The organism is Candidatus Tisiphia endosymbiont of Dascillus cervinus (assembly GCF_964026405.1).
Classification (GTDB): Bacteria; Pseudomonadota; Alphaproteobacteria; order Rickettsiales; family Rickettsiaceae; genus Tisiphia.
Map to the genome: position 1 here is coordinate 634,132 of NZ_OZ032146.1, position 13,487 is coordinate 647,618.

Here is a 13,487-nt window from a genome sequence, read left to right on the forward strand (position 1 = left end):
TTAATTTATTATATCAAACTCATACAATAAAAAAACCATGATAAATATAACATGATCAGTTATATATAGTGGTAGGATGGGTAAACTGTATGTCGAATTGAAGCTTTGAATTTTAAAGACTTCGTACCTCAGCAAAGACCCATCCTGTTTTGGATAAAGACTACGAACGGATGTCATAAGGTTTAAACCTTGCGTATGAGTATGTAGCATATCCTATTATTAATATAAATCATGAGGCTTTATATGGTAACAACTTATATTGGTGTGGACGTTAGTAAAAAACTTTAAATATCTATCTACCAACTACCAACAAGGCTTTTGAAGTTACCAATGATCAACATGGCGTTACTATTATGCTTAGCACTATTAATAAATACTATCCTGCCTTATCTGAGTTAGTTGTTGTCTTTGAACCTACTGGTGGATATGAACATAATTTAAGAGAATTTTTAAAAATAAATAAATTGCCTTTTGCTACAGTACACCCTAATAAAATGCGTAGTTATGCTAAAGCTAGAGGATGGCTTGCTAAAACTGATAACATCGATAGTAAATTACTACATGATTATGCAACATGCTTTGCACTAGCAATTAAAGTTACTTATGATAATAATAGCCAACAACAGTTACATGCTTTATTAAAAAGAAGGGAACAATTATTAGTATTTAAGAATCAAGAAGTTGCTAGGCAGGATACCGAGTTTAACCACGTAATCATCTTATCTTTGAACCAGCATATTACTAGTTTAACAGAACAATTACAAGAGATTGATGAGAATATCAAAGCCTTAATTTCTAAGAATCAAGAAATCAAAGATAAAATTGATAAGCTTACTTCTATTCCAGCAGTTGGCATTACTCTTGCTACCACTGTAATATGTGAAGCACCAGAACTTGGTAATATTACTTTTAGAAACTTAACTGCTTTAGTAGGTCTTGCTCCTTTTGCTAGAGAAAGCGGTAGTTATAAAGGTAGAAGAAGTATTTTTGCAGGTAGAGGTAATCTTCGAAGAGTTCTTTATATGGCTGCAGTAGCTGCCTTACGATGTAATAAGCGTTTACGTAATTTTTATGACCACTTAATTGCTAAACATAAACCAGCAAAAGTTGCTCTTGTTGCTGTTATGCGTAAATTACTAGCTTTTATGCACTCTATTGTCAAAAATAATTCTTCTTGGAATGAAAATTTATGTTAAGTTATTATTTTCTTATTGACTTCTATTACGGATGCTGAGGTTAATTTATGTTAAAAATCTTTGAACAATATAAGTCTCATCCATTTGCTAAATATTTTCTGATTTTGTTTGGCGTAATAGTCGTCTACCTAGCTTATCATATTTATATTTGGAGTCATACAGAATCGACTGATAATGCGTATATTGAGGCTGACATATCCAAACGTTAGCTCTGAGATTAATGGAGTGATTAAGAATGTATTTATTTCAGATAATATGAGGGTAAAAAAAGGTGATCTTATTGCTGAGATCGATGATCAGGATTATAAGTCGCGTCTTGCTTCACTGGAAGCTTCTATTAAGGCATCTATTAAAAATATAGAAATCATAGAACAAAAGACTTTAATAGCTCAAATTAGTTTAGAGCTTTGTCAAGAGGTTGTTGATTCTGCTAGTACTAATTTGGAGATTAACTCAGTTGATTATATAAGAACTCAAGAACTTAACAAAGAAAAATTTGCTAGTAAAAAGACATTAGATGAATCTAAAATGTCTTTTACTAAAGCAAAGACTGATTATAATCAGGCAAAGTTAAACTTGCAAATTGCACAGCAGAACTTACTACTTTTAGCTTTACAGAAAACTGCTGAAGAAGAAAAAATGAAAGGGTTACTGGAAGATAAAAATATAGTAGCTAGAAGTTTAGTAAATACCCAAATTATAGCCCCAGTTAACGGAATAATAGCAAATAGTAGCTTGCAGGTAGGTAATTTTATTAATCCAGGGAGAGTATTATTTTTTGTTGTGCAGGATGAACAAATGTATGTAAAAGCTAATTTTAAAGAGACGCAAATTGCAAAATTGCAACCAAAGCAAAAAGTTAAATTACAGTTTAATTCTTTACCAAAAAAGATCATATACGGCAGAATACGTAATATATCACCAGCTACCGGCTCAAAATTTAGTCTAATTCCGACTGATAATGCAACTGGTAATTTTACTAAGATTGTTCAACGGATTCCTGTGCTAATAGATTTTAAGACTCCTAAAGATATTACTAGTAATTTGATACCAGGAATGTCTGCTATAGTTTCGGTCAGAACTAATTAACCCAAATTCGCAGAATCATTCGAGTATACCTCAATTAATTAATTTTTTGCTCGACGACTAAACCAGCTTTGCAAATAAGTTGCTGCAATATCGCTATTCTCTATTAATAATACGTTTTCGGCATTTCTATTATCAGCTGCATTGGTAAAATTAAAGCTACCGGTAATCACCTTACTTTTATCAATGATCATAACTTTGTTGTGAGCAATACCTGGTACTTTATCTATTGAAACATCAATACCAGCCCGTTTTAATTCATGCATTTTAGAATATCTATCGTGTAAATTACTACGATCCAATAATACCCTTATTTGAACACCGTTTTGCTTAGCTTTAATTAGTTGATCCACTATATTTTGCGAAGTTAAACCAAATGCTTGAACATAAATACTATCCTTAGCCTTGGATATTTCTTTTGCTATTAATGATCCGCAGCCGGATGGCGGGGTAAAACAAACATTTAAATTATCAGTTTCGGTATGAAAACTGTGCCAAGAAGCTGTTTCTCGTACCTCATTATATCCTATCCCGATAGTAATGCCGAGTAAGAACGATATTATTATGTGTAGATTAAGCTTTTTAGGTAGTTTTTTCATTTTCTTATACTATGCCGAAACCAAGACCTTAGCCCCCTTTAATTTTTGGAAATCATCACCAGCATGATAAGAAGAACGGGTTAATGGACCGGCGGAAACCATCAAAAACCCTTTAACCCTTGCTACTCTTTCAAAATATTTAAATTCTTCTAGGGGAACATATCTAGCAACTGCTGCATGGTTTTTGGTTGGCTGTAAATATTGTCCTATAGTTAGAAAATCAACTTTAGCTTCCCTTAAATCGTCCATTACTTGTATAATTTCATCGTTTGTTTCTCCAAGACCAACCATCATACCTGATTTAGTAAAAATCTCAGAGTCTAATTTTTTTACATTATGCAAAAGACTTAATGAATTATAGTATCTCGCTCCTGGTCTGATAGTTTTGTATAGAGAAGGCACTGTCTCTACATTATGATTATAAACGTCAGGTTTTGCTAATACCACTATTTCAGCTGCCCCATCTTTCTTAAGAAAATCTGGGGTTAGAACTTCAATTGTGGTATTAGGAGCAACTAGTCTTATTTCCTTTATACAATTGGCAAAATGCTCAGCCCCACCATCATCTAAGTCATCTCGATCAACTGAAGTAATTACCACATGTTCAAGCCCTAATTTCATTACGGCTTGTGCTAGTCTCTGTGGCTCATGAGGATCGAGTAAATCGGGACGACCAGTTTTAACATTACAAAATCTACAAGCACGAGTACAGACAGATCCTAAAATCATAACTGTAGCATGTTTTTTTGCCCAACATTCCCCTATATTAGGGCAAGCAGCTTCTTGACAAACTGTATTTAATTTTAAACTCTCAATTAGTTTTCTTGTATCATGATATTGATATGAATTTGGTGCTTTAACCTTTATCCAATCAGGTCTTTTAAGGGGTTGAGCTTCTTCTATCTTGATTATGTTTGACATATAATCCTGCTTTATTTATGACCTGCTTTTTTATGAATTTTATATTCAAATCATTTTAGTATATCATTAAACAAATTGTTTTATTGGTAGTTTAACTATATCTGTAAGGCTAGTGCTGTTATCACAGTTGTAAGATAATTTGGGTTCAATAGGAATCTTACAGATTAAAGGTATATTATATTCTTTGGCAAAATTTTCTCCACTATTACCGTTAAATATCTGAATTTTCTTTCCCGAACTTGGTTCAACTAGATAGCTCATATTTTCTATAATACCTAAAATTGGTAGGTTAAATTTTCTGTATAAATCAATCGATCTAACGACATCTATTGCAGCCATTTTTTGTGGAGTAGTTACTATTATTACTCCATCTAGTTGGTAATTTTCTAAAATACTTAAGTGAATATCACCAGTACCAGGAGGCATGTCAATAATTAAATAATCTAACTCCTGCCAATGGGTGAGAGATAATAGTTGATAAATGGTCTTGCTGGCCATTGGACCACGCCAAACAATAGCTGAATTATCCTTAATAAGAAATCCAATAGAAATAATTTCAATACCCCGCGATTTTAAAGGGGTCACTTTATTATACACTATTTCAGGTACACCACTAATACCAAATATTTGCGGAATTGACGGACCATAAATATCAGCATCCACTATTCCTACCTTGTATCCTTCAAGATTTAATTGCTCCGCTATCAATGCTGTTATAGTAGATTTACCAACTCCCCCTTTACCGGATGCCACCAATATTATCTTCTTTACTCCGTCAATGAAATGCTTAACTTTTGGATTAGTTGATTTTTTAGCTACACCTTTGCTACTAGTTAAAACTATAGTTATTTTCCCAATATTAGGTATTTCATTTAATTTATTAATAGCTTTAATTTTTATTTCATCGATTTCCTTGGAATCTTTACCAAGAATATCAATGGCAAACCCAATATTTTTATCCTTAATTATAATATTAGATATAATACTGACTAATTTTGTATTGTCACTAAAAGTGATATCTGAAATTTTATTTAGTATTTGTTGTTGGTTTATATCAATCATCGTTTTTAAGTAAAATGAAGCTCTTACCGTTAATAATCTTATTTTTCAACGCACATTAATCCATTTACCGGATCATTATTGCACGCTTTTTAACCCACCCATTTCGCCGATTTTAATAATGGACCATATAAATCTTCTTCCATACTAATGACAATGCTAAGTTTTTCTTCTTCCGATGGAGGTCTGTCAAGAAAGGTCAAACGGGGAGCATGCTTAATAATAGTGATAGGGGTTTGCTCATTGCCTTCTCCCATAACAAAAACAGCTGCTCCTGCTAATGAATCTAATATATTAATTTGTGTGACATTTAAAGATTGATTATAAATATCATGCTTACCAATATAGGAATATACGGGGCTAAAACCACACCAACCAAGAGCAATTCCAGTTACACCTCGTCTCATAATAGTTGTATGACTATCGGTTATAACAATTCCCAGATCGCGAATATTATGTTTATTGCGTAAATATTGCCAAATCCAATAGGCTGTTTTCTGAACATCTTGAGGATATAATACATAAACACCATCGACATTAGATTCATCAATACCAGCCAGAGGAAATTAGTAAGCCATTTTTATAGTTAAGTAAATATTATACCTATTTTCTTCTGTCTCTAATATTTGATCTGCCTCTTGTAGAATTAATGTATATTTATCAATATCACCTTTTTTAACAAACCTTCCCTCTAATACACTAATTACTTTTGAAGTTATAGCTACAACATCACCTTCTTTTAAATCTGCAATATACTGAGTCAATATAGTTTGTAATGACTCACCATATTGGATTTTATGAGTCTTAATGGCATGAATTTGCATATAACCCTTCCATCCCATCAAGAAATTGCCAGAGTAATTTAGCCCCCTTCACAGCTCCATAATGTACTTGTTTTTGTTCTATGCTATTAAGTTTGTTAATCAGCTTAATAAGTTCATTGGTATGCCATATATCAGTTTTTGCATGGACAACGAAAAATTCTAAGGTTCTTTGATTGTGAATATTATAATGTTTTTTCAGACCATCAATCTTGACTTTTGATACTGTTGGAGTTTGTCTTTCATAAGCATATAAGGCTCCAAGTCCAGTAGGATAATCTGTTTGAGTTAACTCAAAAAAACCATTAACCAATCTTTTTGTTGACTCAAATTTTGGATTCTTATCATCATCTCGATAACCCCCTAATCCTTCAATAAAACGTAACCATAGCTCCGGATGATTATTGTCCCCTTGTTCTTCATCAACCAAATTCTCTAATAAGACTTGTCTAGCCTGGATATCAACACATAAAGCGTGAATCTGACTGATATATCTAGGAAAAGCAGCAACATGATTATAATATTCTTGAGCATAAACGTTCAGTGTATTCTTGTCCAAGATACCATTATTCCAATCTTGATAAAATGGATGTTTAAGTAAAGACCATTTTTCCAATGTATCGTCCAAATTATTTATAAATTCCATGAAACCTCCTCAGGGTTTTTTAATAGATAAATTGTATAATCACTTGATTTCTTTAGAGTATATCTTGTCCATCTTCTGAAATACCGAATATCCAAATATACATCACCAGAATAGAATTTATGTATTTCTGTAAGGATAAAAGAAGAAATTAAATTATGTTCTAGAAATAAATGAGCTATTTGCCCCCCTCCGATCATAAAAATCTTATCGTTAGTTTTCGATTCTTTAAGATGTTCTAAACATTTTTGTAGAGAGGTAAAAACTTTAGTATCATTTAATTGTAAGTTGTTATCATTAGATAAAACAAAGGTCTGCCTGTCTATAAATAGTGTTTTCGGCATAGATTGATAAGTATTACGCCCCATAATAACTATACTATTGTGGGTAGTAGCTCTAAAATGCTTGATCTCACCTGGATAATACCATGGTAAGGCATTATTACAACCTATGACCCCATCTTTTGTTGCTGCCATGATTCCTATAATAGATCTAGATTGTTTGCTTATCATGCCATTACTCGTTATTAGATGAGTGATAGGCAACCAAAGCCTTCATATGATCTTTCACATTATGTACTCGTAAAAAGTCTACTTTATCTTTAATAGCCAAGGAAACTCCAATTGTTTCTATATCTCTAGCATAAACATGGGGTTCTTCAGAAAAAGCATGAATATATGATTTTCTAGAATGACCTATCATTATCAAAGAACCTAAGGTTTTAAGCTGATCTATACTTCTTAATATTTCAATATTTTGATAAGCCGTTTTGCCAAACCCTATACCAGGATCTAGAACTATATTCTCTAAAGTAAATCCAAGCTTAGTAAGTCTTTGTATAGCACACTTGCCCCATTGAATCATATAATCAATTGGCTTAACGTTTAAAGGTATAATCTGATTTTTGCTTGGTGGAACAGTAATAGAGTGCATAAGACAAAATTTGCAACCAGCTTTTGCTATAGCCCTTAATGTGTTATCATCAAATCCTCCACCAACATCATTAATCCATCTTATATGATATTTTTCTATAAGATTTACAGCAATAAAAGGATGTAGTGTATCAACACTTATATCGATCTTTTTATCAGCAATAATAGGCGCAAGCTCCCCTAACACTTCATCTAACTTAGCGTATTCAGATTCAATAGGTTGAATAGTTGCATTAGACCTTGTTGATTGAGCACCAATTTCAATAACGCTAGCTCCATCTTCTACAAGCTTTATCACTTGTTCTATAGCTCTATTTGTTTCATAAAAATTTCCGCCATCTGAAAAAGAATCCTTAGTTATATTAACGATTCCTACCAACCGAGGATTTAAAACAGAGCTTTTTATAAAAGAGTTCTCTATACTTGGTTGGAATTTCCACGGCTCTTTACCCATTAATGCTAATAGATGTTTGAGGAAATCACGATTTTCCAGTTTAGGATGGGGAATAATAATATCTTCTGTATTTATAATTAGATCGTTATAAAACAAAATATCTAAATCAATAATACGTGGAACCCATAGTTCATACTTTCTAGGACGTCCTATAGTTACTTCTATATTTTGCAATGATTGCAATAATTCTGTTGGTGATAAGTTTGTTTCTCCAGCAACTATCATATTTAAAAATGGCTTATCCCAGTCATCAGAAGCACTGCATGGTAAAATTGCCTTAGTTTCAAGGATTATAGAACATCTAATATTTGATAAACAATATTTCCTAATTAAGTTAACAGATTCCCATAAATTATCAAGGCGATTACCTAAATTTGATCCCAAGCTTATATAAATCATCACGCATCCTCATTAGACCTCTTGCGTAATTCTACTTCTGCTGGTAATTTGCGCGTCGATCCGGTACTCGAATCCTCACGTACATCTAAGTACGCTGCGGGTCGAGGTTCCGTGTCTCCTACAAATTCCCTAGCAGAAGCGAATTTCGCAAGAGGTCTATTAATAAAATTAATGTAATGCGTCCAACTAATACCCCCATGAATGTTGGGTACAGGAGGAGAAACTTTACGAGTCTCAATTTTAATTGATTGGATTAGATGTTGGAATGAATTTAAGTAATCAAAAATTGCCTTATAAATAGATTCTATCAAATGCTCAACAACATTAAAGCACTTTCCTTGACAAAAAACGGTAATTAACTCAACTATCTTAAGATAACAAACAACATCCTTTAGATTATCTGTATAAGCACCTTGAGGACACACCTTAAAACACAAGTCAATATTGAAACTAACCATTTGGGGATGAACCTTCTCTTCCTCAGTACATCCAAGATGAACCCAAATACGAAAATCTATAATAGAAAGCTTAAAAATATTTTTATTGAATATAACCTCATTTTACTGATTAAATGTATTATGAAAAAATTGTTCTGTCAACAGTTTTCCGGACAGTTAATACGAGACAATATTAACAGAAAGATTAACAGAAAGGAAGTACAAAAATGACTAATAGCAAACCAAAGGTTTATTCGACCGAATTTAAAGAATCAGCAGTCAAATTGGCAATTGGAGACTATTTAAAAGCATGGACAAAGCTAAATTTGAATTAGAAATCTACGCCAAATCATTGGACTTATATCTTTAAAATGTACTTTAAATTGGTAAATCTTAGTATTGTCAGACATATAAAAGCAATTTATCAGTTACTATAAAAAGCTAGGCATATTTTTTAGCAAAATTTAGCTTTGCCCATGCTTTTGAATGGTCTCTACTCCGTATCAACTACAGGTAACTGGAGTGGATTACTCGACTTTATTTTGGTTGTACATAATAATGATAAGGAGTTAATAGAGTATATTTATTATTTTTATAATATCTATGCAATATAGTAAAAGCTTCATAAATTAATTTTGGGAATTGGTATTACATCTAGACCTATTATTTTATTCTATAGTATAATTTCCTTCATCTTATTGTACAAGGCTACTGCATTGCAATATCTTCCACAATTTGTTCAAAGCAAACTTAACGATAAGAGGGTACTTATTCTATGCACGACTATTTCAGTCTAGCTCCAAAACTTACGCTATGTAAGGTTCTAAATAGCGTAAAGAGGGTGAACGTAACTGCTGTTGCATATAATGATCTAAAAGCCCTAACTTTATTTGATAAACCGTCTTACCTATTTTGTGTGCAGTTCTTTTTAGAAAAGCCCACACTAAAAATGCACAACTAATGTGATTACGCTGGATGCGTTGTTTTCTGCATTGGCATCGTTCTATACCGGTAAGTTGCTTGATTTCTCTATGCATGCTCTCAATTACCCAACGAAAGCCACACTCATCTTGTACGGCTTTAGAAGATTTTTGAGTTTTGTTATTGGTAACAATATAATCAACTCTGTTGGTAGAAACAGTAAGTTTAAACAAATTAACATGCTTATCTTTTGCAAAGCCCTTTATATGAATCTCCACTCCGCTCTTAATTTCCTCATCTGAAAACGTTAACTTGCTAACAGCTTTATAAGGCTTAGAAGAGGAAGTTTTAGTAACGTTTCTATTTGCTTTAATAGGAGCATAATAATATTTACCCAAGGAATCAACATGTTGCATAATTTTATGCGTAGCATACCATGTGTCAAAAAGCACAGTTTGAAAAGGAATCTTTTTGCTATACACAGCATTATTTAACATATTTAATAGGTGTTCTACTTTTGTCGCTCCATCATGTTCGGGCGAAAAAATTCGGTAATCTATTACCCAAAACTTATTAATATCCGGATTATAATATACCAAACTTACTACTCCTATACCAGTAGTAATACCACCTGTAGCCCCACTGTACTGTGATCTAGCAATTTCTATTTTCTTGGTATTTCTTTTATTTAACACCGTATCATCAAATATTGTATATCCGTTAGGCGATAAAATAACATCATCCTTAATATGTTCCCATAACAAAGAAGGTGTATATTTTTCATTTTTTAAAAATCTATTAATAACATCATGGCTACATTTTTTGGCATGTTCAGCATAGTAGGTCAAACTATAATTCTTTTGACTCACTATTAGAAATTGACAGTAATCTGTCCTATTAACTGGTATTGCTTGCAATTTTATCCTCTTGGCATTTGTAAATTATACTCAACATAATGTACCATTTTTTTTCTCATAGCGTAAGTTTTGGCTCTTATCAAGTCACCCTCTTATAACTACTTCATAATATGTTTTTAAGATATAAGAACCTATAATTAGATATATCTAGCAAAAAATAATCATTTCGTTTGACTTTTCTTGTATATATCTGTATAAGTCCACTGACTTATAATGATAATAAAACAGTATGGATAAAGTGAAAGATAATAGTTATTTCTCAGAAATAAGAAGAGTGGTTTGGCCAATTGAAGGGCATGAAAATAAGAAATTCTTGCCTATGGCTGCCATGATGTTTTGCATTTTGCTTAACTATTCCACTCTTAGATCGATAAAAGATGGTTTTGTGGTAACAGCCATTGGTCCTGAAGCAATAAGTTTTGTAAAAACCTATGTAGTTTTACCAATGGCAATACTATTTATGGTTGCTTATGTAAAACTTTGTGATCTTTTAAAAGCAGAAAATGTTTTTTACACTGTGACCGGTTTTTTCCTAGCATATTTTGTATTGTTTACTTTTGTATTATACCCATACCCAGAGTTGGTGCATCCTAATCCTGAAACAATTGATACATTAAGTAATGCATATCCGAATTTCAAGTGGTTTATTAGGGTAGTTGGTAAATGGAGTTTTGCCATATTTTATGCTATATCCGAACTTTGGGGAAGTATGATGCTTAGCTTATTATTTTGGCAGTTTGCTAACCAAATTACTAAGACTGAAGAGGCAAAACGCTTTTATTCTATGTTTGGTATGTTAGCGAATTTATCTTTACCAGTTACTGCATTAATACTTGGCTATTTTTTAAGCAAAGAAACTCAAATAGTTTCAGAACATTTAAAATTTATTCCGCTGCTTCTTATTATGATGGGTAGTGCTGTAGTCATCATGTTATTGTATAGATGGATGAATCGACATGTTTTAACCGATCCCACTTTATATGATCCAACAAGTAAAGCTAGTAATAAGAAAAGCAAGGTTAAGCTATCTCTTATAGAAAGCTTTAACATGATTTTTAGCTCAAAATATTTAGGGCTTATTGCTTTACTAATTCTATGCTATGGGGTATCAGTGAATCTTGTAGAAGGTGTATGGAAGTCAAAAATTCAGCAGCTATATCCAACTAAAGAAGAGTATACCATGTATATGGGGCAATTTCAGGCTTGGCAAGGTGTGACAGCTATATTCTTCATGATTGTTGGTTCTAACATTTTAAGAAGGGTTTCTTGGTTTACTGCCGCTATGATTACTCCTTTGATGATGTTAATTACCGGGATTGCTTTTTTTGCTTTTATTTTCTTTGATAGCACTATCGCAATGTATGTTACTGGTCTATTCGCTTCTGGACCTTTGGCAGTGGCAGTAATGATTGGAATGGTTCAAAATATTTTAAGCAAGGCAACAAAATACTCACTATTTGATGCTACCAAGAATATGGCATATATCCCTCTTGATAAGGATCTTAGAACAAAAGGTCAAGCAGCAGTAGAGGTTATAGGTGGCAGGTTCGGTAAGTCTGGTGGGGGTATCATCCAGTCAACGTTCTTTATTTTGCTTCCTACTTTTACTTTTGTTGAGGCTACGCCTTATTTTGCTAGTATATTTTTTGTTATCGTAATATTGTGGCTATATGCAATTAAAGGACTTAATAAGGAATATCAAGCTCAGATATCTGATGTCAAATCCGAAAGTTAGTTGTAACGAAATTAGATTTATGGGACTACAACGCGAATTTGGGATAAGAATTTGTCAATTCTTATCCCAAATTGGGGTACAATAGGTCTGTTCATGCGGCTAGATAGCTCAGTTGGTAGAGCAAAGGACTGAAAATCCTTGTGTCGCCGGTTCGATCCCGGCTCTAGCCACCATCTCTATGATAAATCTCTTATACTATACTTCTAGATTGTATAATAACTATTATACAATAATGAACAATATTCTGAAATACAAATTATTGTAAGAAAACTTGAGTATTTTCTAACTGGCGTTTATACTGTTGCCATTATTTTATAAAATTAAATAACCATGATAAACTCACGTTTTTATAAAAAATCTGCTCCTTATAAATTATCAGAAATTGTAAAATTAATAGGTGCTGAGATAGTATACTCAAATGATTTGTTAATCCATAATGTTAAGTCATTAGAAGAGGCTGATGTTGGTGATATAAGTTTTTTAATTCATAACAAATATATTATTCAATTCCAAAACACTAAAGCTTCATGCTGCATAGTCCCAGAGGATTTTTCGCACGAATCTAATAATGGAACAATTTTATTAAAAACAAAAAATCCATATTTTGCTTATGCAAAATTAGTAGATTTATTTTATAGTAAAGCAAAAACTTATCCTAACAAAATTATGCCTTCTAGCTATATTGCAGATTCTGCTATTATAGGAAAGAATTGTTATATAGGACATAATGTAGTTATTGAAGAACATGTGATAATAGGTGATGATTGTGTTATAGAATCTGGGACGAGTATAGATTTTGGAGTAGTAATAGGTAATAGAGCCTTAATATACTCAAATGTTTCAGTAAGTTACAGTATAATAGGTGATGATGTGGTAATATTAGCGGGAGCAAGAATTGGACAAGATGGATTCGGTTTTGCAACAGATAAAGGAATTCATAAGAAAATTTTGCACACTGGTATGGTAAAAATAGGTAATAATGTTGAAATAGGTAGTAATACTACTATTGATAGAGGATCGATAAATTATACAATAATAGAAGATTTTTGTAGAATAGATAACTTAGTGCAGATAGGACATAATGCTATAATAGGACGGGGGTCAGTTATTGTTGCCCAAGTAGGTATAGCAGGTAGTACTAAGGTAGGAGCATATTGTGCTTTAGGGGGGCAGTCAGGCATATCCGGACATATAGTATTAGGCGATAAAGTCCAAGTAGCAGCCAAATCTGGCGTGATAAAAGATGTTGCACTAGGAGCTACAGTTGGTGGATATCCTGCAGTACCAATTAGGGATTGGCATAAACAATCAGTAATTATGAAGCAACTTGTAAACAAAAAAATGAGTTTAGATAACTAAAAAATCTA

The 13,487-nt window shown here is 32.5% G+C and carries 11 protein-coding genes, 1 tRNA gene and 2 pseudogenes; 5 read left to right on the forward strand and 9 right to left on the reverse strand.

Going from position 1 to position 13,487, the window contains the following annotated elements:
- The first annotated feature begins 353 nt into the window (after positions 1-353).
- Positions 354-1,196, forward strand: coding sequence for a transposase (locus tag AAGD19_RS03180; protein ID WP_341748305.1), 843 nt, complete (start codon positions 354-356; stop codon positions 1,194-1,196).
- 47 nt (positions 1,197-1,243) lie between these two features.
- A pseudogene (locus tag AAGD19_RS03185) lies at positions 1,244-2,285 on the forward strand (HlyD family secretion protein).
- Positions 2,286-2,323: 38 nt separating this feature from the next.
- On the opposite strand, the gene AAGD19_RS03190 reads toward AAGD19_RS03185, so the two are convergent.
- From AAGD19_RS03190 to AAGD19_RS03230, 9 genes and pseudogenes are all read right to left on the reverse strand, one after another.
- Positions 2,324-2,881, reverse strand: coding sequence for a phospholipase D family protein (locus AAGD19_RS03190; RefSeq protein ID WP_341748306.1), 558 nt, complete (start codon positions 2,879-2,881; stop codon positions 2,324-2,326).
- Between the two features lie 9 nt (positions 2,882-2,890).
- Positions 2,891-3,802, reverse strand: coding sequence for a lipoyl synthase (gene lipA, locus AAGD19_RS03195; protein WP_341748307.1), 912 nt, complete (start codon positions 3,800-3,802; stop codon positions 2,891-2,893).
- Positions 3,803-3,868: 66 nt separating this feature from the next.
- On the reverse strand, positions 3,869-4,864 hold the full coding sequence (locus tag AAGD19_RS03200) for an Mrp/NBP35 family ATP-binding protein (RefSeq protein ID WP_341748308.1): 996 nt from the start codon (positions 4,862-4,864) through the stop codon (positions 3,869-3,871).
- Positions 4,865-4,953: 89 nt separating this feature from the next.
- A pseudogene (locus AAGD19_RS03205) lies at positions 4,954-5,703 on the reverse strand (coenzyme F420-0:L-glutamate ligase).
- Positions 5,666-6,328 (reverse strand): CADD family putative folate metabolism protein, encoded by a 663-nt coding sequence (locus AAGD19_RS03210; RefSeq protein WP_341748309.1) that lies wholly within the window; start codon positions 6,326-6,328, stop codon positions 5,666-5,668. Before AAGD19_RS03210 ends, AAGD19_RS03205 begins: the two are co-directional and overlap by 38 nt.
- A complete protein-coding gene (locus tag AAGD19_RS03215) occupies positions 6,316-6,837 on the reverse strand; it encodes a dihydrofolate reductase (protein WP_341748310.1) in 522 nt (173 codons plus the stop codon). The genes AAGD19_RS03210 and AAGD19_RS03215 overlap by 13 nt, the downstream gene beginning before the upstream one ends.
- Before the next feature lie 4 nt (positions 6,838-6,841).
- Positions 6,842-8,110: a dihydropteroate synthase gene (gene folP, locus AAGD19_RS03220; protein WP_341748311.1), complete on the reverse strand. Its 1,269-nt coding sequence runs from the start codon at positions 8,108-8,110 to the stop codon at positions 6,842-6,844.
- Positions 8,110-8,661, reverse strand: a complete 552-nt coding sequence (locus AAGD19_RS03225; protein ID WP_341748437.1) for a dihydroneopterin aldolase — start codon at positions 8,659-8,661, stop codon at positions 8,110-8,112. Before AAGD19_RS03225 ends, folP begins: the two co-directional genes overlap by 1 nt.
- A 692-nt stretch (positions 8,662-9,353) precedes the next feature.
- Positions 9,354-10,337, reverse strand: a complete 984-nt coding sequence (locus tag AAGD19_RS03230; RefSeq protein ID WP_341747233.1) for a transposase — start codon at positions 10,335-10,337, stop codon at positions 9,354-9,356.
- A gap of 277 nt (positions 10,338-10,614) precedes the next feature.
- On the opposite strand from AAGD19_RS03230, the gene AAGD19_RS03235 reads away from it, so the two are divergent.
- The 3 genes from AAGD19_RS03235 to lpxD all read left to right on the forward strand — a co-directional run bounded on the left by AAGD19_RS03235 (position 10,615) and on the right by lpxD (position 13,479).
- Positions 10,615-12,120, forward strand: a complete 1,506-nt coding sequence (locus tag AAGD19_RS03235) for an NTP/NDP exchange transporter (protein ID WP_341748312.1) — start codon at positions 10,615-10,617, stop codon at positions 12,118-12,120.
- Between the two features lie 97 nt (positions 12,121-12,217).
- Positions 12,218-12,293: transfer RNA gene (locus AAGD19_RS03240), tRNA-Phe, on the forward strand.
- 157 nt (positions 12,294-12,450) lie between these two features.
- Positions 12,451-13,479 (forward strand): UDP-3-O-(3-hydroxymyristoyl)glucosamine N-acyltransferase, encoded by a 1,029-nt coding sequence (gene lpxD, locus AAGD19_RS03245; protein WP_341748313.1) that lies wholly within the window; start codon positions 12,451-12,453, stop codon positions 13,477-13,479.
- The last annotated feature ends 8 nt before the right edge of the window (positions 13,480-13,487 follow it).